The organism is Sphingomonas sp. Y38-1Y, from assembly GCF_032391395.1.
Lineage (GTDB): Bacteria > Pseudomonadota > Alphaproteobacteria > Sphingomonadales > Sphingomonadaceae > Sphingomonas.
This window is the reverse complement of record NZ_CP135916.1, coordinates 2,705,837-2,729,675: the sequence shown is the minus strand read 5'-3', so window position 1 is coordinate 2,729,675 and position 23,839 is coordinate 2,705,837. Positions and strand designations below refer to the sequence as shown.

Below are 23,839 nucleotides of genomic sequence, written 5' to 3'. Positions count from 1 at the left end.
GCATCCAGCCGCGGGGGGAGCGCGATGCGCGGGGTCAGGGCGTCATCACCTCGAGCGTCGTGGTGTAGCTCATCCGCCGCTTGGTCGCGCGCGGCGTCGTCGCCGCCGCATCCTCCGCGACGGCGTTCAGCCAGTACATGCCGGCGTTCGGCCAATCGACCGCGAGCATGCCGTCGCCGCCCGTCGTCAGGTCGCGCGCGCCCTCGGCATCGCGATAGCGCTTGCCGCCGGGGACGACCGTGACCTTCAGGTTCGGAGCGGGCTTGCCGTCGATCAGGAAGCGGAGCTGCGCGGGCTCACCCGCGACCAGCTCGTCGGGATGGGTGCGCCACTCGACCTCTAGGCCTTTGCCCATCGGCTTCAGCACCGTGTCGGTCGGCTCGCCCGCGGTCACGAAAATCTCGTTGCGGGTCGAGGCTTCGGAGAGCTGCACGTCGGTTGCGTCGGCGGGAATATCGGCGGCGGTCAGCGGGGGCAGGCGCTTGCCATCCGGCCCCATCTGCGGGCGCCCGCCGACGCGCTTCTCGACGCCGCCGACCTTGAAGCTGCCCATCAGGCCGGTTTGCGCCATGCCGATCTTCCACGTGCCGGGCGTATCGAGCTGGACGTCGAACACCGAGCGATAGCGGCCGGTCGAGCCGTTCTGTACCCGCCCGTCGCTGCCGTCGGGCCGCCACACCTTGATGCCGTCCAGCCGGCCGGGCTGATGGTCGGCATAGAACAGGTCGTTGGACGCGGCCATGTCGACCGTCACCCAGCTGTCGGTGCCGGAAAAGATCGTTCCCGAGGGCAGCAGCCACAGGCGGTGCGCGGAAACGCCGACGGGCACCGAAACGAGCGCCGCGGCGGCGAGCAGGCGGAGGGTGAGCTTGTTCATGGGCGACGTCCTTAGCGGGCGGAGAGGGTGACGGCGCCGAGCTCGTGGCTGCCGGCGGCGCGAGCGGGCTTGATCGGGACGGTGAGGGGCACGCGAACGAGCTCGCGCCCGCCGGTCTCGCGCGCCGCCTCGACATTGAGGACATAGTCGCCGGGCTTGATGTCCGCGGGCAGCGGGATGGTGTGGGTGCCCGGCGCGCGCGTCGCGCCGCTGACGCCATTGGCGGGCAGCTTCATGCTGCGCCCGCCCTTGCGCCACCAGGCGCGCAGGTCCGCGAGCCACTTGGTCCCCGGCTCCGCGCCGCCCTTCTTGACGTCGTACCAGATCGCGATGGTACGCGCGGGGCCGCCGGCGGCGGGCTCGATCCAGACCGCGACATAGGGGCGGTGATATTCGGCGACGTTGAGGCGCGGGATGGTGATCGTCACCGACCCGGCGACCGCTGGGGCCGAGAACGCGCCGCCGAGCAGCATGAGCGAGGAAAGGCGCATCGTGGCTCCCTTAATGGATGAAGAAGATCGCCAGCACGGCGGGCAGGACGAGCCCCGCGATGACGATCGGCCAGGTGGAGGGGCGGCGGCGCGCATGCATCTGGAGCAGCAGCAGCCCGGTAATGGTGAAGACGACGCACGCCACCGCGAAGAGGTCGATGAACCAGAACCAGGCGGCGCCCGAGTTGCGGCCCTTGTGGAGATCATTGGCCCACGCGATCCAGCCGCGGTCGGTCACCTCCGCCTCGATCGCGCCGGTCGTCCGGTCGATGCTGACCCACGCGTCGCCGCCGGGGCGGGGGAGGGCGACATAGACCTCGCCGTCCGACCATTCGGCGGCGCGGCCGATCGCGTCGAGGCCGATGGCGTTCTCGACGGCATCAGCGACGGCGGGTGACAGTGGCTCGCTGCCGTTCCCGGTCAGGCGGCGGACCAGCGGCGCGGGCAATTGGCCGGTGCGCTGCGTTACCACCGGCTCGGCCGAGATAGTCGAGGCGTGGTTGAGCGTGATGCCGGTGATCGAGAACAGCAGCATCGCCGCCAGGCTGATCGCCGCGCTGATCCAGTGCCACGTCTGGAACTGGCGCATCCAGAAGCTGCGCAGGTTGCGCTTGGCGGCGGGGCGGATGGGCGTGGGGGCGTTCATGCGTCGGCCCATCGGCGAAGCAGATTGTGATAGACGCCGGTCAGCTCGACCACCGACCGGTCGCCCTGGCCCTTGTCGGCGGCGACCCGCTGGATCGCGCGGTCTAGGTCGAACAGGATGCGCCGCTCGCCATCGTCGCGGACCATCGACTGGATCCAGAGGAACGAGGCGACACGGGTGCCGCGCGTCACTGGCTCGACACGGTGCAGACTGGACGCGGGATAGAGCACCGCGTCGCCGGCGGCGAGCTTGACCCGTTGCTCGCCGAACAAATCCTCGACCACCAGCTCGCCGCCATCATAGTCGGCGGGATCGGCGAGGAAGACCGTCATCGACAGGTCGCTGCGCAACCGAAAGTCGCTGCCGCGCTTCAGCCGGACCGCATTGTCGACATGGACGTCGAACGCCTGGCCGCCGGCATAGCGGTTGAACAGCGGCGGAAAGACCTTGAGCGGCAGCGCGCCCGCGACGAACAGCGGCGATCGGCCGAGCGCGTCCAGGATGACGCGCCCCGCCTCGACCGTCGCCGCGTCATCCTCGACCAACTGCTCGTTGCGCTTGGCGAGCGCCGCCTGGGGTCCGGAGGTCGCATTGCCGTCGATCCAGCGCCCGCCATCGATGACGCGGCGCACGCGCGCCACGCCATCGGCGTCGAGAATTTGGGGGATCGCCAGCAGCATTGCGACTGCCTATCGAAATCAGAAGCTGTAGAACAGGCTGAGCGTCGCCTGCCGCCGGTCGCCCGGCGTCGCCCATCCGCCCGTCACCGCGCCGGTCGTGCCGTTCAGATTGTTGCGGATTCCAGTAATATACTGCTCGTCGGTGAAGTTCTGGACGTTGAGCTGCACCGTCCAGTGATCCGCAAGCGTGTAAGCGGCGAAGGCACGGTGGATCAGATAGTCGTCGACTTCGAACTGCACGCGGTTGAGGCCGACCGGGGCGTTGGTCGCGAACCCGCCCTGATAGGTCAGGCCGTAGCCGATCTCGAGCCCGAACGGCAGCTTGTAGGTGGTGAACAGGCTGCCCGAATGCTCCGGCGTCTGGAAGAGGCGGCTGCCCCGCTGCGGATCGACGACGCCGGCCGCCACATCGCGGTCGGAGATGCTCTGGAGCACTTCGCTGTCGAGATAGGTGTAGTTGGCGAATACGGTCCAGGCGGGTGTGACGTTCCCCGACAGGCCGAGCGCGATGCCATCGACGCGGCTGCGCCCGTCGAGCACCTGCAGCCCCGCAGGCAGCGCCGGGTCGTTCGACGGCACGCGATAATTGGTCCGCTCGTTGCGGAAGAAGGCGGCGGTGAACTGGAGCCGGCGGTCGAACAGCCCGGCCTTGATCCCCGCCTCGTAATTCTTGGCGGTTTCCGGCGCGACGGCGCACGGGTCGGTGCCGCCGAGCGTCGCGGGCACACCGCAGCCCAGGCGCACCGTCGCCGATGACGGCGTCTTGGCATTGCCATAGCCGGCGTACAGGCTGACGTCCTGCACCGGGTGGAACACGGCGCCAACCCGCCAGGAGAACAGGTCCTCGCGGCTGTCCTGCGGCTGCTGCTGGAGCGGGGTCAGCGGCGTCGTGCCCGGCGGCACGAAGGCGAGCGGCAGGTTGCGGAACGTCGCATGCTGATGCTCGAAGCGGACGCCGCCATTCAGTTCGAACATCGGCCCGATTTCGAGCGTGTCGAAAGCATAGACCGCGATGTTGCGCGTCTCGCTGCGCGCGCGTGAGGTCAGCGTGTAGTTGATCGGCCCCGAATAATTGGTGTTCGGGTTGGAAATGTCGATCAGCGGCAACGGCGATACCGCACTGCCATCGGCGTTGCGCAGCAGCGACGCCTGGTTGAGGTGATAACTCTCGACGAGGCCGGACACGCCGATGTTGAGGATGTTGTACACACCGCCGCGACCGCCCGCCTCATGCCGCAGGTCGAGCTGGTTGTAGAGAAGCTGGTTCTCCTGATCGCGCACGAGGCCGCGCGGACCCGAGGGCAGGTAGAAGCCGGCAGGCACGTTGGCTGGGCAGGCGGCACCCACCGTCGCGCCCGGCGTGGTGGCGATCGGCTGCCGCCCGGTCGAGCCTAGGCAGAAGGTGCCCTGCGGCGCGGAGGTTACGCTGTACTGCGCGACGCGCTGCCAGCGGGTCAGGTTGCGGACGCTGAGGCTGTCGTCGATCGCGTGGTGGAAGGTCGCGGTCAGGCGGTCGATCGTCACGTCCTGGCGATCGAGATTCTCGATCCCGTAATAGCCCGACTTGTCGAAGTCGGGGGCGAAGCCGTCGGTGATGCCGTTGTCGAAGTAAGGCACGCCGAAGATCGGGACGTTGCGATCCTCCTGATGGACATAGGCGATGGTCAGGCTGGTCGACCCGCCGATGCCGAGCGTGACCGACGGTGCGATGCCCCAGCGCTCGAACGTTTCGACGTCGCGGCCGGGCACGCCGTTGTGATGGTACATGCCGTTCAGGCGCACCGCCGCGAAGTCCGACACGCGCACATTGCTATCGATCGAGCCGCGATAATAATCGTCGGTGCCGACCGACCCTTGGGCGATCGTCAGCGTCTCGGTGCCCGGGACCTTGCTGACCAGGTTGATCGTCCCGCCGACGCTGCCCGATCCGTTGAAGACGCTGTTGGCGCCGTTATAGACCTCGACTTGCTGCAGGTTGAACGGGTCGGTGCGGCTGTACTGTGCGCTGTCGCGGACGCCATCGATGGTGATGTCGTTGTTGGCCGAGAACCCGCGAAGGTTGATCGAATCGCCATAGCCGCCGCCCCCTTCGCCCGCGCCAAAGGTGATACCGGGAATCGTCTGAAGCACGTCGCGCAGCGTCTGGAGGTTCTGCTTGCGGATCGTCTGCTCGCTGACGACGGTGATCGTCTGCGGCGTGTCCAGAATGTCCGACGTCGCCTTGGGGCTTTCCACCTGAGGCGGCGCGGCTTCCTTTTGCCCGGTCACGATGATGTCGCGGTCAGCCGGACGCGTCTGGCCGACCGGATCGTTCACCGGTGCGGCAGGACGCGTGTCGTCCTCTGCGGCATAGGCCGGTGCGGTTGCCAGAAAACCGATGCACGAAAGTGCAAGACACTGATGTGCCACCCCGAACCCCTCTTGTTTGCCGGGGCTCGGCTATTGCGAGTCACTCGCACTGTCAATCACTTTGCGAGTGATTATCGATAACAGTAATCCAGATCAGTCTGTCACGCACCAATCGATCGGTTTGAAGCTGCCGCCATTGCTCGCCGGGGCCGAGCACGCGGTTAGGCCGATCACCAGGTCCATCGTCGCCCGGAAGCGCACGGTGTCGCCGGGCTTGCTAAGCGGCGGCAGCACCTTGAACCGGCCGGTCTCCCCATCGACGGGGACGTTCATGAAGCAGTTGAACGCGATCGGGACCGCGTCCTCCTCGATCCCATAGGGCGCCAACGCCCCGGCGAGATTGCCGTGACACCCCTGATGCGGGGGTTCGTTGTCGTAGCAGAGGCGGAACGTCGCCTCGCTGCACGGGGTGAGCAGGAAGTCGTGACGCCCGACATCGTCGCCGACGATCTCCAGCATCACGTTTGAACGGTTCGAGTAGAGCTTGTCGCCCGTCGTCAGGTAGATGCGCTCGGCATAGTCGAGCGTCCGGCCCGACGAGAGCATCTCCCGCACGTCGTCGCGCGCCACTGCGAGAAGGTCGGCGACCTGGCCGCCCATCGGGTCGATGACGGTGAGTTCCTGCCCCGCGTTCAGCAGGAAGGCGGTGCCGCTGCGCGGCTCGATCCGGCCGCCGCTCATGGCAGGACGCCCATGTCGGCGTCGCCGGTGCCGCCGCTCCGGTGGAAGGGGCAACGCCAGCCGTCGCCGACCGCGCGGCCGCTATATTGCCTTGCCTCGGACGTCTCGCCGTGACGCGAGAGCATCGGGTTCACGCTTCCCGCCAGCGCCACGTCGCGCTCGATGATCGAGGCGCGAAGCTGTTCGTAGCGGTTCTGCTCGCGGAGGAGCTCGAACTGATCGTGAAGGTTGAAGACGATCGCCGGCCGTTCAAAGCGCCGGGCGGGGCGGCTGGCATGGGGGTGGAGGCCGACGATGAAGAACGCCTCGCCGCCGAAGCTCATGCCGAAATGCGGATCCGCGGGGTCGCTGCTGACGCGCGGATCGGCGGCTTGGCCTCGCCACTCGTCCTTGTCCGTCAGCGATTGCAGCCGCGTCCAGAGCGCCGCCTCGAACCCCGCCTCGTCGAGGTCGTCGGGTCCGTCGAACAGCACCGCGAAGCTGCGGAACAAGGTCGGGTTCTCGCGATACGCCCAGGCGAAGCGCATCAGCGCCTCGTGAATGGCGATGTCGTCCCACGCGCTGGTGATCGAGCGTGCGGAGAGAAGATCGAGCTGGCCGCGCCCGAGCGCCGACTTCGCGCCCACGCAGGGGAACGACTTGTCGGCGATCATGGTCTTGAAGCGATCGGCTGTGTCGGATGGGTCGTCTAGGTCAGTCACGGCGCTGATAAAGTATAATCACGCCAATGAGTTCCGTAGACCGCTAGACTCCGGCGTCGGAAAGCCGCTCGACTTGATCGGCATCAAGTTCGAGGCTCCAGGCGCCGATCAGATCGTCCAATTGGGCGGTGCTGGTGGCGCTGGCGATCGGGGCGACGATGCCCGGCTGCGCGGCGAGCCACGCGAGTGCGACCTGTGCATGGGTCGCGCCGGTTTCGGCGACGACCTCATCCATCGCCGCCAGCACCGCGGCACCCTTGCCCTCGAGCAGCTCGGCCATCCGCCCGCCGCGCACGCTCTTCGAAAGATCGTCGCGCGTCCGGTACTTGCCGGTCAGGAAACCGGAGGCGAGACCGTAATAGGGCAGGACGCCGATATTCTGCGTGACGCACAGGTTCTGAAGCTCGCCCTCGAACTTGTGGCGGCTGACGAGGTTGTATTCGGGTTGAAGCGCGCGGAAGTGCGGAAGTCCTTCGGCCGCGGCGATGTCGAGCGCCGACTTCAACCGCATCGCGTGGAAGTTGGATGCGCCGATGTGGCGGACCTTGCCCGCGTCGATCAGCCGCTGGAACGCGCCGAGCATCTCCGCCTGCGGGACGCTTTCGTCGTCCTGATGCGCGTAATAGAGGTCGATCGTGTCGACGCCCAGCCGCTGGAGCGACGCGTCGCAAGCCGCGGCGATCGCGTCGGGCTTCAGGCCCTGGTCACCCAGCATCCCGACCTTGGTCGCGATCAGGACGTCGCCGTGCCGTCCGGACGCCTTGAGCCAGCGGCCGATCACCGCCTCGCTCTCGCCGCCCTGATGGCCATCGACCCACGCCGAATAGACATCGGCGGTGTCGATCATCGTCCCGCCCGCACCGACGAAGCGGTCGAGGATCGCATGGCTCGTCGCCTCGTCCGTGGTCCAGCCGAAAACGTTGCCGCCCAGGACCATCGGCGGGGTGTGAAGATCGGTCGCGCCGATCCTTCGATTCTCGGTCACTGCGCGTCTCCCGTATCGTTGAGCGCCTCGGCAGAGACGGCGTTGACGTCCAGCATCTCGGCCGCCTCGTTCAGCTCGCGCGCCTCGCTTTGCGTCACGCTGCCCGGGCCGGGGTCGTTGTCGCCGGCCCCACAGGCGGCGAGGAGGAACAGGGGCAGGGCAGCGGCAAGGGGGCGCATCGAACCTCCAGAAATGCAAAGGGTCGCGCCGGCACTAGGCGCGGCGCGACCCCGTCACAACGATCCCGAGACGGATCAGTTCTTCTGCATGTCGCGACCGGCTTCTTCGAGCTCCTGGCCGGTCTCGCGCTTGGCGCGGTCGGCAGCGTTGGCCGCGCGGTCCGCACCGCGATCGATCGCCGCACCGGCGCGATCGGCGCCGTTCTCGATCGACTGGCCGGCACGGTCGGCGGTGCGCTCGGCCGCGTCGAACGCCTCGGCGCTGGCGTCGCGGACGTCGCGAGCGGCATCGCCCACGGTCGCGTTGACGTCGGCGGCAACGGCGCCCGCGGCCTCGCCCGTCTGCTGCTGCGCGTTCTCGCTGCACGCGGCGAGCGCCAGCGCGGCGAAGGCGGGAAGGATCAGCGCGGTCTTCTTCATCGGTCGGCCCTTTGCGGTAGTGAATGCTGGCGAGCACGACGCACGGACGCGCGGGTTCGTTCCGCATCCGCAAACATGGATCACACGCGCGAACGGCATTGACCGCATATAAAGATATCTTTATATCTTCATCTATGTCCGGTGCAGTCGAAATCTTTCAGGCGCTCGCCGATCCTACCCGGCTTCGGATCGTCGCGCTGCTACGCGCGATGGAGCTGTCGGTCGGCGAACTCGCGCAGGTGCTGGGGCAAAGCCAGCCGCGCGTCAGCCGTCATGTGAAGATCCTGTGCGACGCCGGCCTCGCGCGCCGCCGCAAGGAAGGCAGCTGGGTGTTCGTCGCGATGGGGGCGGGCGCGGCGATGCCGGCGCTGCTCGCCGCGGTCGACGCCGTCTGGGAAGCGTCGGGCAGCGACCATTGGGCGGTCGCCGATACCGCGCGCCTGGCCGCCGTCCGCGCCGATCGCGCCGCCTCGGCCGCCGAATGGTTCGAGGCGAATGCCGGCTCCTGGGACGCGATCCGCAGCCTCCATGTCGCCGACAGCGCGGTCGAGGGCGCGATGGCGCAGGTGCTGGGCGGCGAGCGCGTCGGACAGCTCATCGACATCGGCACGGGCACGGGCCGCATGCTCGAGCTGTTCGCGCCGCAGGCGGAGCGCGCGCTCGGCGTCGATCGCTCGTCGGAAATGCTGCGGCTCGCCCGCGCCAAGCTGGCCGAGCAGGGGCTCGACCGCGCTGAGCTTCGCCAGGCCGATCTCTATGCGCTGCCGCTTGCCGACGGTGCCGCCGACCTCGCGATCCTGCACCACGTCCTCCACTTCGCGCAGCAGCCGGGCGCCGCCATCACGGAGGCGGCGCGCGTGCTGGGAGTAGGGGGGCGGCTCCTGATCGCCGACTTCGCCCCGCACGAGCGCGAGGAACTGCGTACGCGCGACAATCACGCGCGCCTGGGCTTCTCCGACGACCAGATGCTCGGCTGGTTCGCCGCCGCCGGTCTGTCGCCGGTGCGGACCGAGACGCTGGAGGGCGGCGAGCTTACCGTGAAATTGTGGCTGGCGCGCCGGACGGGCGACGCCAAATTGGAGGTCAAGGCCGCATGACGCTTTCCGTTGGACAGCTCGAGGAAGCGCGCCGCGCGCTCGACGGCCCGCTGTTCGCCGATGTGGCGGGCGATGCCGACGTGTCGTTCGAGTTCTTCCCGCCCAAGACCGACAAGATGGAAGCGGCGATGTGGGACGCGGTGCAGACGCTTGCGCCGCTCGGGCCGCGCTTCGCCAGCGTCACCTACGGGGCAGGCGGTACCACCCGCGACCGCACCCACGGCACCGTCGCCCGCATCGCGCGCGAGACGAGCGTGCCCGCCGCCGCGCACCTGACCTGCGTCGATGCCAGCCGCGACGAAGTGGATGCAGTCGCGCGCGAATATTGGGCGGCGGGCGTGCGCCACGTCGTCGCGCTGCGCGGCGATCCGCCGACGATGGGCGACCGCTTCGTGCCGCATCCCGAGGGCTATGCCAGCGCCGCCGACCTCGTCGCGGGGCTGAAGCGCCTGCACCCGTTCGAGATTTCGGTCGCCGCCTATCCGGAGGCGCATCCGGAGGCGACGAGCGCCGCGTCAGACATCGACAATCTGAAGCGCAAGCTGGATGCCGGCGCCACCCGCGCGCTGACGCAGTTCTTCTTCGAGCCCGAAACCTTCTTCCGCTTCCGTGACCGCGCGGCGGCGGCGGGGATCGGGGCGGAAATCGTGCCCGGCATCCTGCCCGTCTCCAACTTTGCGCAGACGCAGAAGTTCGCCGGGCTGTGCGGCGCGGCGATCCCCGACTGGATGGGGCGGCTGTTCGACGGGCTCGACGCGCATCCGGCCGCGCGCCAGCTCGTTGCGGCGACGATCGCGGGCGAGCTGTGCCGCCGGCTCTATGCGGGCGGGGTGCGCCACTACCACTTCTACACGCTCAACCGCGCCGAACTGAGCTACGCGATCTGCCACCTCCTGGGCCTTCGCCCCAAGGCGGAAGAGGCGCGCGCGGCGGCGTAACTTACCCCCCTCCCGCTTGCGGGAGGGGCCGGGGGTGGGCGTGGCCGCCTGCGCTCCGATTGCTGACAGGCCCACCCCCGACCCCTCCCGCAAGCGGGAGGGGGGAGATTGAAGATGGAAACAGCCCGCACCCGCCTGTTTGCCGAAGCGGCCAAGCGCATCCTGCTGACCGACGGCGCGTTCGGTACCGAGATCCAGAACTGGAAGCTGGCCGAGGCCGATTATGCCGGCGACCTGGGCCTCACCCATGACCAGAAGGGCAACAACGACATCCTCGCGCTGACCAAGCCGGAGGTGCCGCGGCTCATCACCGAAAGCTATCTGAAGGCGGGATCGGACATCGTCTCGACCAACACCTTCTCGGCCAATCGCATCAGCCAGGCCGACTACGGCGCCGAGCATCTGGTGCGCGAGATCAACGTGGCGAGCGCCCGGATCGCACGCGAATGTGCCGACGCGTTCGAGGCCATGGACGGCCGCCCGCGCTTCGTCGCCGGCGCGATCGGGCCGACCAACAAGACGCTGTCGCTGTCGCCCGACGTCAACGATCCCGGCTTTCGCGAGATCGACTTCGACTATCTGAAGGACGTCTATCGCGAGCAGGTCGATGCGCTGATCGAGGGCGGATCGGACTTCATCCTGATCGAGACGGTGTTCGACACGCTCAATGCCAAGGCCGGCGTGATGGCGGTGATCGAGGCGGGCGAGGCGCTGGGGCGCGAGGTGCCGATCATGCTGTCGATGACGCTGACCGACCTCTCCGGGCGAAATCTGTCGGGCCACACGGTCGAGGCGTTCTGGCACGCGATCCGCCATGCGCGGCCCGTGACGATCGGGCTTAATTGCTCCTTCGGTGCAGAGCAGCTTCGCCCGCACGTGGCGACGCTGTCGAAGCTCGCCGATACGCTCATCATGGTCTATCCGAATGCCGGGCTGCCCAATGAGCTCGGCGCCTATGACGAGGCGCCGGTCACGACCGCGGGGCTGGTGCGCGACTGGGCCGAGCATGGCCAGGTCAACATCCTGGGCGGCTGCTGCGGCTCGACCCCCGCGCATATCCAGGCGATCGGCGAGGCGGTGGCGGGCCTGCCCCCGCGTGCGCTGCCCGAAGTGGCGGTACAGATGCGGCTCGCGGGCCTGGAGCCGTTCACGATGGCGGCCTAATCGGCGTTAATTGAACACACCCCGTTCGTTTCGAGCGAAGTCGAGAAACGGGGCCAGGCGCATCACCAGCGCTTCTCGACTTCGCTCGAAGCGAACGGAATTCTTGTGGCCACCAACCCCACCCCCATCTTCGTCAATGTCGGCGAGCGCACCAACGTCACCGGCTCGGCCAAGTTCAAGAAGCTGGTCATGGCCGGCGACTATGCCGCCGCGGTCGAGGTCGCGCGCGACCAGGTCGAGAACGGCGCGCAGGTCATCGACGTCAACATGGACGAGGGGCTGCTCGACGCGCACCACGCGATGACGACGTTCCTGAAGCTGATCCAGGCCGAGCCCGACATCGCCCGCGTGCCGGTGATGGTCGACAGCTCCAAATGGGACGTGATCGAGGCGGGGCTGAAGTGCGTCAGCGGCAAGCCGATCGTCAATTCGATCAGCATGAAGGAGGGCGAGGCCGGCTTCCTCGCCCAGGCGCGCAAGTGCATGGCTTACGGCGCCGCGGTCGTCGTCATGGCCTTCGACGAGGTGGGGCAGGCCGACACGAAGGACCGCAAGGTCGAGATCTGCGAGCGCGCCTACAAGCTCCTGACCGGCATCGGCTTCCCGCCGGAGGACATCATCTTCGATCCCAACGTGTTCGCGGTGGCGACCGGAATCGAGGAGCATGACAACTACGCCGTCGACTTCATCGAAGCGTGCCGCGAGATCAAGGCGCGCTGCCCGCACGTCCACATCTCGGGCGGGCTCTCGAACCTCTCCTTCAGCTTCCGCGGCAACGAGCCCGTGCGGCGGGCAATGCACAGCGTGTTCCTCTATCACGCGATCCCCGCGGGCATGGACATGGGGATCGTCAACGCCGGCCAGCTCGATGTCTATGACGCGATCGACCCCGAACTGCGCACCGCCTGCGAGGACGTCATCCTCAACCGCGATCCGCAGGCGGGCGAGCGCCTCGTCGCGCTGGCCGAACGCTTCCGCGGCACGGATGCGGTGGCGGAGAAGGCCGCGCAGGAATGGCGCGGCTTCGAGCCCCGCAAGCGGCTGGAATACGCATTGGTCAAGGGCATCGACGCGCATGTCGTCGAGGATACCGAGGAGATGCGCCAGGCGATCGCCGCAGGCGGCGGCCGCCCGATTGAGGTGATCGAGGGGCCGCTGATGGACGGCATGAACGTCGTCGGCGACCTGTTCGGATCGGGCAAGATGTTCCTGCCACAGGTGGTGAAGTCCGCTCGCGTCATGAAGAAGGCGGTCGCGCACCTGCTTCCCTTTATCGAGGCCGAGAAGCAGCCGGGCGCCAAGGGCAAGGGCCGCGTCGTGATGGCCACCGTCAAAGGCGACGTCCACGACATTGGCAAGAACATCGTCGGCGTCGTCCTCCAGTGCAACGGCTTCGAGGTCGTGGACCTGGGCGTCATGGTCCCCTGGACCAAGATCCTCGAGGCGGCGAACGAGAACGACGCCGACATGATCGGCCTGTCCGGCCTCATCACCCCCAGCCTGGACGAGATGGTGACCGTCGCCGAGGAGATGCAGCGCGCGGGCATGGCGATGCCGCTGCTGATCGGCGGCGCGACGACGTCGAAGGTCCACACGGCGCTGCGTATCGCGCCCGCCTATCAGGGGCCGGTCGTCCACGTCCTCGACGCCAGCCGCGCGGTAGGCGTCGCGACGACGCTCGTCTCCGACACCCAGCGCGACGATTATGTGACGAAGGTCGCCGACGAATACGACACCGTCCGCCGCGCGCGCGAGGGCAAGGGCCAGTCCGACCTGATCCCGATCGAGAAGGCGCGCGCCAACGGCTTCAAGGCGGACTTCGCGATCAAGCCCGGCGCGCCGCGCCGGCCGGGGCTTCATGTGTTCGACGACTGGAGCCTCGCCGACCTGCGCGAGGTGATCGACTGGACGCCGTTCTTCCGCTCCTGGGAACTCGCGGGCAATTTCCCCGCAATCCTCGACGACGACGTGGTGGGCGAAAGCGCCCGCGCGCTGTATGACGACGCGCAGGCGATGCTCGATACGATCGTTGCGGAGAAGTGGCTGACCGCCAAGGGCGTGGTGGGGCTGTGGCCCTGCCGTCGGGATGGCGATGATGTCGTGATCTCCCCCCTCCCGCCCGCGGGAGGGGTCGGGGATGGGCATGAGGTCTCACCGAGCGCAGCGCCCGCGGTCACGCCCACCCCCAGCCCCTCCCGCGAGCGGGAGGGAGGCGAAGAGGTTCGCTTCCCCTTCCTGCGCCAGCAGATCGCCAAGCGTGAGGGGCGCCCGAACATGTGCCTCGCCGACTTCGTCGACCCGTCGGGCGACTGGATCGGCGGGTTCGCGGTCGGCATCCACGGCATCGACGAGCATATCGCGCGGTTCAAGGCGGGCCATGACGACTATCAGGACATCCTCCTAAAGGCGCTCGCCGACCGCTTTGCCGAGGCGTTTGCGGAGCGGCTGCACCAGCATGTCCGCACCACTTTGTGGGGCTATGCCGAGGGCGAGCAGCTCGACAACGAGGCGCTGATCCGCGAGCAGTATCGCGGCATCCGCCCGGCACCCGGTTATCCTGCATGCCCCGACCATTCGGCCAAGCCGATGCTGTTCGACCTGCTGGATGCCGGCAATACCGCGGGCCTGACGCTGACGGAGAGCTTCGCGATGCTGCCGACCGCCGCCGTGTCCGGCTTCTACTTCGGTCATCCGGACGCGAGCTATTTCGGCGTCGCCCGCGTCGGCCGCGACCAGCTCGAGGATTATGCCGGCCGCCGCGGCGTCGATCTGACCCAAGCCGAGCGCTGGCTGCGCCCCAACCTCGACTGACATGAGCGTCGAGGCGCTGATCGCCCGGTTCGGCCTCCCCGCGCTATTCGTCGGCGCGGGGGTAGAGGGCGAGACGGTCGTCGTGCTCGGCGGCGTGGCCGCACATCACGGATTGTTCGGCGTGGGCCCCGCGATCGCCGCGGCGGCGGCGGGGTCGTTCGTCGCCGACCAGTGCTTTTTCCTGGCCGGCCGCCGCTTCCGCCATCATCCGCGCGTCGCCCGGCTGATGGCACGCCCCGCCTTTGCCAGGGCAATGACGACGTTCGAGCGGCATCCGACCGGCTTCGTCTTCGCGTTCCGCTTCCTCTATGGCCTGCGGACCGTCAGCCCGCTGGCGATCGGTACCTCCGCCATCCCGGCGAGCCGCTTCCTCCTCCTCAACGCGTGCGCCGCGATCCTGTGGGCGTCGATCTTCGTCAGCCTGGGCACTCTGTTCGGCAACACGATCGAGGCGGTGCTCGGTCGGCTGGTGCGTGGGGTCGAGTGGGTGGCACTCGCCGCGGGCATCGGCGTCGCCGGCTGGCTGATCGTGCGCCGGTTCCGGCACCGCGCCCCTTGATGCGCTGACGCCCGCGGCCGATAGAGGCGGCCATGTCGACCTATCCCGCGCTTCGCCTGCGCCGCACGCGCGTCAGTCCCTGGAGCCGCGCGCTCCACGCCGAAACGGTGCTGACGCCCGCCGACCTCATCTGGCCGCTGTTCGTGACCGAGGGGGCGGAGGAGGAGCCGATCGCCAGCCTGCCGGGCGTGTCGCGCTGGTCGGTCGCGCAGATCGTCGAGCGCGCGCGGGAGGCGGCGGTGCTCGGCATTCCGGCGCTCGCGCTCTTTCCGAATACGCCCGAGCGGTTGCGCAGCGACGATGGGCGAGAAGCGGTCAATCCCGACAATCTGATGTGCCGCGCGATCGCCGCGATCAAGGATGCGGTGCCCGGCATTGGCATCCTCACCGACGTCGCGCTCGACCCCTATACCGCGCATGGCCATGACGGGCTGGTCGACGCCGCCGGCTATGTCCTCAACGACGCCACCGCCGAGGTGTTGACCGAGCAGGCGCTGGTCCAGGCCGCGGCGGGCGCCGACATCGTCGCGCCCAGCGACATGATGGACGGCCGCGTCGGCCTGATCCGCGCCGCGCTGGAAAGCGGCGGGCACCACAATGTCCAGATCATGGCCTATGCGGCAAAGTATGCCAGCGCCTTCTATGGCCCGTTCCGCGATGCGGTTGGCAGCCGCGGGCGGCTGAAGGGGGACAAGAAGACCTACCAGATGGACCCCGCCAATGCCGAGGAAGCGCTGCGCGAAGTCGCCGCCGACCTGGACGAGGGCGCCGACAGCGTGATGGTCAAGCCCGGGCTGCCCTATCTCGACATCGTCCGCCGTGTGAAGGAGCGGTTCGAGGTGCCCGTCTTCGCGTACCAGGTGTCCGGCGAATACGCGATGATCGAGCATGCCGCCGCGGCGGGCGCGGGCGATCGCGACGCGCTGGTGCTGGAGACGCTGATGGCGTTCAAGCGCGCGGGCTGCTCGGGCGTGCTCACCTATCACGCCGCGCACGCCGCGCGGCTGCTGGGCGCGTGATCCGGACCGAGCGCCTGGTGCTGCGGCGGCCCGAGCCGACCGACATCGAAGCGCTCGCCGCGATCTGGGGCGACCCGGCGGTGATGGCCGATCTCGGCCCGGTCAAGGATCGGCGCGCGAGCGAGGCGACGCTGACGCGGCACCTCGACTATTGGGACCATGGATACGGGTTCTGGCTGGTCGAGAAGCACGGGGCGGTCGCCGGGTTCGCCGGCCTGAAGCCCGGTGCGCCCGACACGCCGATCGAGGGCGAGGTCGAGGCCGGCTGGATGTTCGCGCCGCCCTTCTGGGGCCAGGGCCTCGCCGGCGAGGCGATGCGGGCGGCGCTCGGTTGGGGTTGGACGGAGGTTGCGCCGCCGCGAATCGTCGCGATCACGGCCGAGCTGAACGGTGCCAGCCGCCGGCTGATGGATCGGCTCGGCATGGTGCACTTGCCGGCGCTCAGCTTCGACCATCCCGCGTTCACCGCCGACGATCTGCGCCGCCGCACCGTCACCTACGCGCTCGCACGCCCGCAGTGATCGAGACCGATCGCCTGATCCTGCGCCCTTGGCGCGAGACCGACGTCGCGCCCTTCGCCGCGATGGGTCGCGATCCCGACGTCATGGCGTTCATAGGGCCGCTCCTCGATGAAGCCGGCACCCGCGCGGCAATCGAGCGCCAGCAGCGGTTTCAGGCGCAGTTCGGTTATTGTTTCTGGGCGATCGAGCGATGCGAAGACGGCGCGTTTCTCGGCTTCTGTGGCCTCAAGCCCGGTGCCAAGGGTACGCCGATCGAGGAAGCGGTCGAGATCGGCTGGCGCCTCGCCCGCCATGCCTGGGGGCAAGGCATCGCGCGCGAAGGGGCGGCGGCCAGCCTTGACTGGGCGTGGGCGAACGGCATCGATCGGGTCGCGGCGATCACCGTGCCCGCCAACGTCCGAAGCTGGGGGCTGATGGAGCGGCTGGGGATGCGGCGCCAGGTCGATCTCGACTTCTCGCACCCCGCGCTCGCGCCCGACGATCCGCTGTCGATCCACATCGTCTATGCCATCGACCGCCCCGGCTGACGCGCCCGCGCGCGAGACGCGCATCGATATCGTCAGGGGGGTGGCGATCCTCGTCATCCTCATCAATCATCTGGGACAGGTCGCCGAACTCGGCGGGCTGCGCGAAGGCCTAATCCCGACACCGACGCGATTGGGCTGGTCGACCGCGGCCGAGCTGTTCGTGATGCTGTCGGGCTATATGGTCGGGCTCGTCTATCTCAGCCGCCCGGCGCCGATGCTCGCGGTGTGGAAGCGGGCAGGGCGGTTGTGGCTCTACAATCTCGCGCTGCTCGCCTGCGTGCTGCCGCTCGCGGCGCTGATGCCGGCGGAGGAGCTCGCCTTCTGGAACCTCGGTGCCTTCGTCACCGATCCGCTCCGCGCGGGCGTCCGGTTCCTGACGCTTCAGTCGGCGCCGCGCCTGCTCGACATCCTTCAGCTCTACATCGTGCTGATGCTCGCCGCGCCGATCGCGATCGCGGTGCAGCGAAGGTCGAACGCGCTGCTGATCGCGCTGTCGGTCGCGATCTGGATCGGCGCACAGGTCTGGACGATCGATCGCGTCGCGGGGGGCGGGATGAAGGACGGCCTGCCCGATCGGCTCGCGTGGCAGATGATGTTTTTCGTGCCGATGGCGCTGGGGTCGATGCGCATCCACGTGGCCCTGCTCGCCTGGCTCGACCGGCACCGGCTCGTCGCCTTGCCGCTCGTCCTGCTGTTCGCGGCGGGCGCGGTGGTCAAGCCGATGGGGATCGAGCCCGCCTGGCTCGACGCGCGTCATGGCCTGACGGTGCTCCGTGTCGGTCACGCGGTGCTCGTCCTCCTTCTCTATCTTTCGCTGCTGACGCTGCTCGGCGGCTGGCTTCGCCGCCAGCCGTACGCCGCCGTCGCCGCCATCGGTCGGCGCAGCCTCGACACCTTCGCGGGCGGCGTGCTGCTCACCTATGGCCTTGGCACGCTGGTGCTGCGGCTGGGGAGCGGCCACGGCGCTTATCTCGCCGCGGTCGCGATCGGCATCGCCGCGACGGTCGCGCTCGCCTACGCCCTCGATGTCGCTTCCAATCGCAGGCCCGCGCGCTAAGGTCCGGGCCATGCGTATCGAGCCCGACGGGGACGGCGGCGCGGGCGGCGGTGCCGTTCGTGCGATCCGGCCCATCCGCCCCCTGTTCGTGGCCGCGATCCTGTCGGGGTCGTTCCTCCTGTTCCTCGTCCAGCCGATGATCGCGCGGATGGCGTTGCCGCGACTGGGCGGCGCGCCCGCGGTCTGGAACTCGGCGATGCTTGTCTATCAGGCGCTGCTGCTCGGCGGCTATGGCTATGCGCACTGGCTGGGGCGGTTCGGCGTCAAGCGGCAGGCGGGCATCCACCTGGCGCTGCTCGCGGTCGCCGCCTTGTGGCTGCCGATCGGCCTCACCGACGCCAAGCCCGCCGCCGGTGACGAGCCCGCGCTCTGGGTGCCGTGGCTGCTGTTCGCGTCGATCGGGCCGCTGTTTCTCGCCGTCTCGGCCCAGGCGCCGTTGCTTCAGCGCTGGTTCGCCGCCTCGGCGCCGGGGGTGAACCCCTATGCGCTCTATGCCGCCTCGAACATCGGCAGCTTCGCCGGGCTGATCGCCTATCCATTGCTGGTCGAGCCCAACATGGCGCTGTCGGCGCAAAGCTGGCTCTGGAGCGGCGGCTACGCGCTGGTCGCACTGCTCGTCGCCGGCTGCGCGTTCGGCCTGCCGCGCGGCCCCGCCGCCGCGCGCGAGCGCCCGACCAGCGCCGCGCCGACCCGCGGCTGGGTCGCCCACTGGATCGCGCTGTCGCTCGTCCCCTCAGGGCTGATGCTCGCGACCTCCACCTTCCTCACCACCGACATCGTCGCGGTCCCGCTGCTCTGGGTCCTCCCGCTCGGCCTTTATCTCCTGAGCTTCAGCGTCGCGTTCGCCGCGGGGCGGCGGGTCGCCGACTTCCTGACGACCTTCGCGCCGGTGACGATTCTCGTCTTCGGCGGCGTGATGATCGGCGGGACGCACGAATATCCGTACCTCAACGCGATCATCGCGCTCGGCCTGTTGTTCATGGTCGCGGTCGCGCTCCACACCGCGCTCTATCGCCTGCGACCGGAGCCCGACCGGCTGACGGGCTTCTATCTCGCCATGTCGGTCGGCGGCGCGCTCGGCGGCGTGTTCGCGGGGTTGATCGCGCCGGTCGTGTTCGACTGGACGTACGAATACCCGATCCTGATCGTCGCCGCAGGACTGCTGGTGCCGCAGACCTGGTTGCTGCCGCTGTTGTCGGGCGCGTGGGAGCGGCGGCGGCCGCTCGTCCTCGGCATCGTCACCGCCCTGGCGATCGCGATCATGCTGGTCGGTCTCAACGATCCGGGCGGGCTGCTGGGCAAGCGGCACGAGAGCGCCGCGTTTCTCGGCCTCGCCGCGCTCGGCATCGCGGTGATCGGCGCGCGGCCGGCGTTCGTCGCGGTGCTCGTCGCCTCGCTCCTGCTGTTCGGCGGCTGGCGCGCGCTCCAGATCAGCTGGGAAGGCGACACCCGCACGCGCAGCTATTTCGGCGTCTATACGATCCGCGACTATCCCGCGAACGGCACCCGCACGCTGGCCCATGGCACGACGCTCCACGGCGTCCAGTTCGTCGACGATCCGGTCAAGGCGCGCGAGCCGACCAGCTATTACGTCCCCGGATCGGGCATCGGACAGGCGATGCAGGTGCTGCCCTCGCTCTTCGGCCCCAACGCCCGGGTTGGCGCGGTGGGGCTGGGGACGGGAACGCTCGCCTGCTATGCGCAGCCCGGCCAGGACTGGCGCTTCTACGAGATCGATCCGACGGTGGTGCGGATCGCGCGGGACAGCGGCAAGTTCGGCTTCCTCGGCCGCTGCCTGCCCAATCCGCGCATCGTCATTGGGGACGCGCGGCTGTCGATCGCGGCACAGCCCGCCAACAGCCTCGACCTGCTCGCGCTCGACGCGTTCTCGTCCGACGCGGTGCCGATGCACCTGATGACGCGCGAAGCGCTGGACGACTATGGCCGGGTGCTGGGCAAGAAGGGCTTGCTCCTCGTCCACGTTTCCAACCGCTTCCTCGACCTGGAGCCGGTCGTGACCGCGACCGCGCGCGGACGCGGCTGGTATGCCGCGGCGCTCCGCTATGCGCCGACCGTCGCCGACAATTCGGAAGCGACGATGTCGGACTGGATCGCGCTCACCCGCGATCCCGTCAGCCTTGCGGTGCTGGTCAGCGAAGGCGGCAATTGGGAGCCGCTGCGCTATCGCAAGGACGTGCCCGCCTGGACCGACGATTATTCGTCGATCGTCCCCGTGCTGAGCGGCCCGCTGGCCGACCTGAAGGACGATTAGGCGTCGGGGACAGGGATGCCCGGCAGCGCCTTCGAGGTGCGGATCGTCAGCGACGTCTTCACGCTCGCGACATTCTCCGCCGTGGTGAGCTGCGTCGTCAGCATCTCCTGAAAGCCCTTCAGGTCGGCGGCGACGATCTTGAGGATGAAATCGATCTCGCCATTGAGCATGTGGCACTCACGCACTTCGGGGATGTTCGCCACATGCCGCTCGAATGCGGCCAGGTCGCTCTCCGCCTGGCTCTTCAGGCTGACCAGCGCGAAGACGGTGATGCCATAGCCGAGCGTCAGCGGATCGAGCGCCGCGTGATAGCCCTTGATCGCGCCGGCTTCCTCCAGCGCCCGCACGCGGCGAAGGCAGGGCGGAGCGGTCAGGCCGACGCGCTCTGCGAGCTCGACATTGGTCATGCGCCCGTCCTCCTGCAACAGGGCGAGGATCTGGCGGTCGATGCGGTCGAGGCTCATGCAGGCTCCGGAAAATCTGGTACAAACAGCGCGGCGCGTGGCCGCTCCTTAGAAGAAAATTGCTTGGCCGCGCAATTGTCCCACAATGCGACGCGTCGATTTTGGGACCGAAACAATGGTTCCTGCGTCGAGTCGGAAGCGTTAAGGAATCCTTCACGGCGCCCCCCGGCGACCCAGGAACCAGGCAGTTTGCGCTTCGACGATACTCTCGACACCGTGCTCGCCGCCGACCTCTCGACGCCCATGGCGCGTCGGTCGGTCTATCGCCAGCTGGTCGACCTGATCGGTCGGGGCCGGGTGGCGGCAGAGGCGCGAGCGATCGAGACGCTCGAGGCGATCGCACCCGCGGTCGAGCTGTCGCATAGGACGGCGGCGGCACGGGGTCTAGCCTTTGCGAATCCGCCCTTTGCACTCGTTCGCCTGTTCGCGCGGGATGAGCTGGCGGTCGCAGCGCCCGTCCTTCGCACCGCGCGGCTCGCTCCCGACGAATGGCGCTCGCTGCTGGGCGAGATCGCGCCGCCCGCCCGCGCGATCCTGCGCCACCGCCGCGACCTCGACGCCGAAGTGCGGCGCGCGCTCGACAGCTTCGGCCCGGTCGACTTCGTCCTCGCCGACGAGCGGGTGATCCAGGATGACGCGCCCGTCGTGGTGGAAGCGCCGGTGGCCGCACTGTCGGTCGTCGAGCCTGACCCAGCGCCCGAACCGGTTCGCCGCGCCTTTCCGATCCCGTCGAACTTCACCAGCCTCGGCTCGGCCGCGTTCACGCTGCCCGTCGTTGCCGAAGCGGTGCGCCGCAGCGAGGCCGAGCCCGCACCGCCGCCCGCACCCGAGCCCGTGCCGGAGGGGCCGTTTCGCATCGCTGACGTGGTTGCGCGCATCGACGCGTTCCAGGCCTCGCGCGAGCGTGATCGCCCCGCCGCCGATCCGGTGCCGCCCGCCTCGCGCATCCGGTTCGAGACCGATGCGGAGGGGTTGATCCACTGGGCGGACGGCCCCGGTCGCGCCGCGCTGATCGGCCTGTCGCTTCGCCTCGCCGGCGGCGGCGGGATGGCCCGTGTCGACGGCGTCGCGGCCGGCGCGTTCCGCCAGCGCGAACGCTTCCGCGACGCGCATCTCGTCATCGGCGGCAATGGCGCGGCGGCGGGCGAGTGGCTGATGTCGGCAATGCCGGCGTTCGATCCCGCCTCCGGCCGCTTCATCGGCTATCGCGGTACCGCCCGCCGTCCGCATCCGGGCGAGACGGCAACGCCGCGCCCGGCACCCGCGCCCGACGCGCTGCGCCAGCTCGTCCACGAGCTGCGCACGCCGACCAACGCGATCATCGGCTTCTCGGAGATGATCTCGCTCCAGATGCTGGGACCGGTCTCCGACCCCTATCGCGACCGTGCGCAGTCGATCCATCGCCATGCCCGCGATCTCCTCGGCGCGATCGACGATCTCGATCTCGCCGCGCGGATCGAGAGCGATGCGCTGACGCTCCGGCCAGAGGCCGTGTCGCTGCGCGCGGTGCTCGGCTCCGTTGCGCACGACCTCGCGCCGCTGGCCGAGCTTCGCGGCGCCACGCTGGCGCTGCCCGACCAGGACGCGGGCGTGCAGGGCGACCGGCACGCGATCGAGCGCCTGTTCGGCCGCCTGCTCGCCACGCTGCTCTCGGCGACGACTCGCGGCGAGCGGCTGGCCATGACGCTGGCCCCGGCCGGCGAGCGCACGACTCTGTCGATCACCCGTCCTGCCCACTTGCCCGAACAGGCAGAGGCCGGCGGCGAGGTCAGCCACGATGACGCCGCGTTCGCCGCGCTGCCGCTCGGCACCGCCTTCGCGCTCCGCCTGGCCGACAATCTCGCGAGAGAGCTTGGCGGCGACATCGTCTTCGGCACAGAGGCGATCGAGGTGCGGTTGCCGGCCGCGGGTCAGGACGGCGCCCGCGCGGCAACCAAATCTTGACGCTGGCGCGGTAGCAACCGCGGTCATGTCGACCGCATCGCTGCCCGCCGCCGCTGCCCCGCCCGTCGGCCCCCGCTTCGCCTGGCCCCAGGAGTTCGGCACCCGCTTCTCGATCTTCGTCGATACCGAGGAGGAGTTCGATTGGAACGCGCCCTTCTCGCGTGAGGCGCGCGGCGTAACCGCCATCGATGCGCTGCCTGACCTCCACCGCCGCTTCGCCGAGCGCGGCGTGCCAATCACCTATCTGGTCGATCACCCCGTTGCGACCACGCCGTCGTCGATTGCGGTGCTGCGCGCGCTTCTGGAGGACGGCGTCAGCGCGATCGGCGCGCACCTTCATCCGTGGGTCAATCCGCCGCACGAAGAGCTGGTGAACCGCACCAACAGCTTCGCCGGCAACCTGCCGCCTGCACTCGAAGGGGCCAAGCTCGACCTGCTGGGCGCCGCGATCGAGACGGCGTTCGACCGCGCGCCGCGCATCTTCCGTGCCGGTCGTTATGGCATGGGCCCGGCGACGCTCTCGCTGCTCGCCGAGCGCGGCTATGTCATCGACAGCTCGATGCGGTCGGGCTTCTGCTATCTCCACGAAGGCGGCCCCGATTTCCGCCATGTCGGCAACCACGCCTTCCGCGCCGGCACGGACCAAGCGCTGCTGGAGCTGCCGCTGACGACGGTGTGGCTGGGCGCGCTGCGCGGGGGCGGGGCGGGGCTCTACGACTTGCTCGGCCGGCTGCCGCGCGGCCGCGGCGTCGCTTCTCGCCTCGGCCTGCTCGACCGGATCGCGCTGACGCCCGAAGAGATGCCGCTGCCCGAGGCGCTGCGCGCGATCGACCGCGCGGTCGATGACGGCGTCGAGCTTCTCAACTTCTCCTTCCACTCGCCGACGATCGTTCCGGGGATGACCCCCTATGTTCGCGATGCCGCCGACGTGGCGCGTTTCCACGCCTGGTGGGACGCGGTGCTCGATCGGCTCGAGGCTCGCGGTGTGCGGCCGGCGGGCGAGGCCGAACTCGTCGCCGCCGCAACCGCGCCGCGCCTTGCCCAGGCGGCGTGACTTCCGCTAGGCGAGCGGGGCTGGGGGCCTGTAGCTCAACGGTTAGAGCTGGCCGCTCATAACGGCTAGGTTGCGGGTTCGAATCCTGCCGGGCCCACCAGCGCCGCGCGCAGGCGGGAAGTGAAGCTTGCGCCCGCCCTGGCGGCGCTGCGGCCGGCGCGGCGAAAAGCCGCGTTCGACGACGCGGCCTCTGCCCGCGGCACCGCGATTGCGTCCCGCCCCACGTTCGTCTAGGCGCACCCACTCGGTCGGGGAGTGGCGCAGCCCGGTAGCGCGCTTGCTTTGGGAGCAAGATGTCGCAGGTTCGAATCCTGTCTCCCCGACCAACTCACCCGTCCCAAAC

23 protein-coding genes and 2 tRNA genes are annotated in these 23,839 nt (G+C 69.1%); 14 read left to right on the top strand and 11 right to left on the bottom strand.

Going from position 1 to position 23,839, the window contains the following annotated elements; genetic code table 11:
- Nucleotides 1-34: 34 nt before the first annotated feature.
- The 10 genes from RS883_RS13060 to RS883_RS13015 form a co-directional block, all read right to left on the bottom strand.
- Complete coding sequence (locus RS883_RS13060; RefSeq protein WP_315760616.1) at nucleotides 35-877, bottom strand: DUF4198 domain-containing protein; 843 nt, start codon at nucleotides 875-877, stop codon at nucleotides 35-37.
- Nucleotides 878-888: 11 nt separating this feature from the next.
- A complete protein-coding gene (locus RS883_RS13055) occupies nucleotides 889-1,368 on the bottom strand; it encodes a DUF2271 domain-containing protein (RefSeq protein ID WP_315760615.1) in 480 nt (159 codons plus the stop codon).
- Between the two features lie 10 nt (nucleotides 1,369-1,378).
- Entirely contained in the window at nucleotides 1,379-2,014 is a 636-nt protein-coding gene (locus tag RS883_RS13050) for a PepSY-associated TM helix domain-containing protein (protein WP_315760614.1), read from the bottom strand.
- Nucleotides 2,011-2,694, bottom strand: a complete 684-nt coding sequence (locus tag RS883_RS13045; RefSeq protein ID WP_315760613.1) for a Fe2+-dependent dioxygenase — start codon at nucleotides 2,692-2,694, stop codon at nucleotides 2,011-2,013. The genes RS883_RS13050 and RS883_RS13045 overlap by 4 nt, the downstream gene beginning before the upstream one ends.
- An 18-nt stretch (nucleotides 2,695-2,712) precedes the next feature.
- On the bottom strand, nucleotides 2,713-5,073 hold the full coding sequence (locus tag RS883_RS13040) for a TonB-dependent receptor (protein ID WP_315765135.1): 2,361 nt from the start codon (nucleotides 5,071-5,073) through the stop codon (nucleotides 2,713-2,715).
- A 123-nt stretch (nucleotides 5,074-5,196) separates the two neighbouring features.
- On the bottom strand, nucleotides 5,197-5,784 hold the full coding sequence (locus RS883_RS13035) for an urea carboxylase-associated family protein (protein ID WP_315760612.1): 588 nt from the start codon (nucleotides 5,782-5,784) through the stop codon (nucleotides 5,197-5,199).
- Nucleotides 5,781-6,437 (bottom strand): guanitoxin biosynthesis heme-dependent pre-guanitoxin N-hydroxylase GntA, encoded by a 657-nt coding sequence (gene gntA, locus RS883_RS13030; protein WP_315760611.1) that lies wholly within the window; start codon nucleotides 6,435-6,437, stop codon nucleotides 5,781-5,783. The genes RS883_RS13035 and gntA overlap by 4 nt, the downstream gene beginning before the upstream one ends.
- A gap of 91 nt (nucleotides 6,438-6,528) precedes the next feature.
- Nucleotides 6,529-7,470, bottom strand: a complete 942-nt coding sequence (locus RS883_RS13025; RefSeq protein WP_315760610.1) for an aldo/keto reductase — start codon at nucleotides 7,468-7,470, stop codon at nucleotides 6,529-6,531.
- A complete protein-coding gene (locus RS883_RS13020) occupies nucleotides 7,467-7,649 on the bottom strand; it encodes a hypothetical protein (protein ID WP_315760609.1) in 183 nt (60 codons plus the stop codon). Before RS883_RS13020 ends, RS883_RS13025 begins: the two co-directional genes overlap by 4 nt.
- Before the next feature lie 75 nt (nucleotides 7,650-7,724).
- A complete protein-coding gene (locus RS883_RS13015; RefSeq protein ID WP_315760608.1) occupies nucleotides 7,725-8,069 on the bottom strand; it encodes a hypothetical protein in 345 nt (114 codons plus the stop codon).
- A 134-nt stretch (nucleotides 8,070-8,203) separates the two neighbouring features.
- Here RS883_RS13015 and RS883_RS13010 point away from each other — a divergent pair, with 134 nt between their 5' ends.
- From RS883_RS13010 to RS883_RS12965, 10 genes are all read left to right on the top strand, one after another.
- A complete protein-coding gene (locus tag RS883_RS13010; protein ID WP_315760606.1) occupies nucleotides 8,204-9,166 on the top strand; it encodes a metalloregulator ArsR/SmtB family transcription factor in 963 nt (320 codons plus the stop codon).
- Nucleotides 9,163-10,104 (top strand): methylenetetrahydrofolate reductase [NAD(P)H], encoded by a 942-nt coding sequence (gene metF / locus RS883_RS13005; protein ID WP_315760605.1) that lies wholly within the window; start codon nucleotides 9,163-9,165, stop codon nucleotides 10,102-10,104. The genes RS883_RS13010 and metF overlap by 4 nt, the downstream gene beginning before the upstream one ends.
- Before the next feature lie 114 nt (nucleotides 10,105-10,218).
- Complete coding sequence (locus RS883_RS13000) at nucleotides 10,219-11,268, top strand: homocysteine S-methyltransferase family protein (protein WP_315760604.1); 1,050 nt, start codon at nucleotides 10,219-10,221, stop codon at nucleotides 11,266-11,268.
- 105 nt (nucleotides 11,269-11,373) lie between these two features.
- Nucleotides 11,374-14,079, top strand: coding sequence for a methionine synthase (gene metH, locus RS883_RS12995; protein ID WP_315760603.1), 2,706 nt, complete (start codon nucleotides 11,374-11,376; stop codon nucleotides 14,077-14,079).
- 1 nt (nucleotide 14,080) lies between these two features.
- Nucleotides 14,081-14,638, top strand: a complete 558-nt coding sequence (locus tag RS883_RS12990) for a DedA family protein (RefSeq protein ID WP_315760602.1) — start codon at nucleotides 14,081-14,083, stop codon at nucleotides 14,636-14,638.
- 32 nt (nucleotides 14,639-14,670) lie between these two features.
- Entirely contained in the window at nucleotides 14,671-15,657 is a 987-nt protein-coding gene (gene hemB, locus RS883_RS12985; RefSeq protein WP_315760601.1) for a porphobilinogen synthase, read from the top strand.
- Nucleotides 15,654-16,178, top strand: coding sequence for a GNAT family N-acetyltransferase (locus tag RS883_RS12980; RefSeq protein WP_315760600.1), 525 nt, complete (start codon nucleotides 15,654-15,656; stop codon nucleotides 16,176-16,178). The genes hemB and RS883_RS12980 overlap by 4 nt, the downstream gene beginning before the upstream one ends.
- A complete protein-coding gene (locus RS883_RS12975; RefSeq protein WP_315760599.1) occupies nucleotides 16,175-16,705 on the top strand; it encodes a GNAT family N-acetyltransferase in 531 nt (176 codons plus the stop codon). The genes RS883_RS12980 and RS883_RS12975 overlap by 4 nt, the downstream gene beginning before the upstream one ends.
- Nucleotides 16,683-17,762 carry an OpgC domain-containing protein gene (gene opgC / locus RS883_RS12970; protein ID WP_315760598.1) on the top strand — a complete coding sequence of 360 codons (1,080 nt, stop codon included), beginning with the start codon at nucleotides 16,683-16,685 and terminating at the stop codon, nucleotides 17,760-17,762. The genes RS883_RS12975 and opgC overlap by 23 nt, the downstream gene beginning before the upstream one ends.
- Nucleotides 17,763-17,772: 10 nt before the next feature.
- On the top strand, nucleotides 17,773-20,034 hold the full coding sequence (locus RS883_RS12965; RefSeq protein WP_315760597.1) for a hypothetical protein: 2,262 nt from the start codon (nucleotides 17,773-17,775) through the stop codon (nucleotides 20,032-20,034).
- Here the strand turns inward: RS883_RS12965 and RS883_RS12960 are convergent.
- Nucleotides 20,031-20,498: an Lrp/AsnC family transcriptional regulator gene (locus RS883_RS12960; RefSeq protein WP_315760596.1), complete on the bottom strand. Its 468-nt coding sequence runs from the start codon at nucleotides 20,496-20,498 to the stop codon at nucleotides 20,031-20,033. The two genes, RS883_RS12965 and RS883_RS12960, sit on opposite strands and share 4 nt — an antisense overlap.
- 189 nt (nucleotides 20,499-20,687) lie before the next feature.
- Here RS883_RS12960 and RS883_RS12955 point away from each other — a divergent pair, with 189 nt between their 5' ends.
- From RS883_RS12955 to RS883_RS12940, 4 genes are all read left to right on the top strand, one after another.
- Nucleotides 20,688-22,442, top strand: a complete 1,755-nt coding sequence (locus tag RS883_RS12955) for a HAMP domain-containing sensor histidine kinase (protein WP_315760595.1) — start codon at nucleotides 20,688-20,690, stop codon at nucleotides 22,440-22,442.
- 25 nt (nucleotides 22,443-22,467) lie between these two features.
- Nucleotides 22,468-23,496: a polysaccharide deacetylase family protein gene (locus tag RS883_RS12950; protein ID WP_315760594.1), complete on the top strand. Its 1,029-nt coding sequence runs from the start codon at nucleotides 22,468-22,470 to the stop codon at nucleotides 23,494-23,496.
- Between the two features lie 24 nt (nucleotides 23,497-23,520).
- Nucleotides 23,521-23,596, top strand: a tRNA-Ile gene (locus RS883_RS12945).
- Nucleotides 23,597-23,745: 149 nt separating this feature from the next.
- Nucleotides 23,746-23,822: transfer RNA gene (locus RS883_RS12940), tRNA-Pro, on the top strand.
- Nucleotides 23,823-23,839 lie beyond the last annotated feature (17 nt).

Excerpts from the sequence above, each read along its gene's own strand:
- RS883_RS13060 (WP_315760616.1), bottom strand. The coding sequence starts at position 877 with ATGAACAAGCTCACCCTCCGCCTGCTCGCCGCCGCGGCGCTCGTTTCG.
- RS883_RS13055 (WP_315760615.1), bottom strand. The coding sequence starts at position 1,368 with ATGCGCCTTTCCTCGCTCATGCTGCTCGGCGGCGCGTTCTCGGCCCCA.
- RS883_RS13050 (WP_315760614.1), bottom strand. The coding sequence starts at position 2,014 with ATGAACGCCCCCACGCCCATCCGCCCCGCCGCCAAGCGCAACCTGCGC.
- RS883_RS13045 (WP_315760613.1), bottom strand. The coding sequence starts at position 2,694 with ATGCTGCTGGCGATCCCCCAAATTCTCGACGCCGATGGCGTGGCGCGC.
- RS883_RS13035 (WP_315760612.1), bottom strand. The coding sequence starts at position 5,784 with ATGAGCGGCGGCCGGATCGAGCCGCGCAGCGGCACCGCCTTCCTGCTG.
- gntA (WP_315760611.1), bottom strand. The coding sequence starts at position 6,437 with ATGATCGCCGACAAGTCGTTCCCCTGCGTGGGCGCGAAGTCGGCGCTC.
- RS883_RS13020 (WP_315760609.1), bottom strand. The coding sequence starts at position 7,649 with ATGCGCCCCCTTGCCGCTGCCCTGCCCCTGTTCCTCCTCGCCGCCTGT.
- RS883_RS13015 (WP_315760608.1), bottom strand. The coding sequence starts at position 8,069 with ATGAAGAAGACCGCGCTGATCCTTCCCGCCTTCGCCGCGCTGGCGCTC.
- RS883_RS13010 (WP_315760606.1), top strand. The coding sequence starts at position 8,204 with ATGTCCGGTGCAGTCGAAATCTTTCAGGCGCTCGCCGATCCTACCCGG.
- metF (WP_315760605.1), top strand. The coding sequence starts at position 9,163 with ATGACGCTTTCCGTTGGACAGCTCGAGGAAGCGCGCCGCGCGCTCGAC.
- RS883_RS13000 (WP_315760604.1), top strand. The coding sequence starts at position 10,219 with ATGGAAACAGCCCGCACCCGCCTGTTTGCCGAAGCGGCCAAGCGCATC.
- RS883_RS12990 (WP_315760602.1), top strand. The coding sequence starts at position 14,081 with ATGAGCGTCGAGGCGCTGATCGCCCGGTTCGGCCTCCCCGCGCTATTC.
- hemB (WP_315760601.1), top strand. The coding sequence starts at position 14,671 with ATGTCGACCTATCCCGCGCTTCGCCTGCGCCGCACGCGCGTCAGTCCC.
- opgC (WP_315760598.1), top strand. The coding sequence starts at position 16,683 with ATGCCATCGACCGCCCCGGCTGACGCGCCCGCGCGCGAGACGCGCATC.
- RS883_RS12965 (WP_315760597.1), top strand. The coding sequence starts at position 17,773 with ATGCGTATCGAGCCCGACGGGGACGGCGGCGCGGGCGGCGGTGCCGTT.
- RS883_RS12960 (WP_315760596.1), bottom strand. The coding sequence starts at position 20,498 with ATGAGCCTCGACCGCATCGACCGCCAGATCCTCGCCCTGTTGCAGGAG.
- RS883_RS12950 (WP_315760594.1), top strand. The coding sequence starts at position 22,468 with ATGTCGACCGCATCGCTGCCCGCCGCCGCTGCCCCGCCCGTCGGCCCC.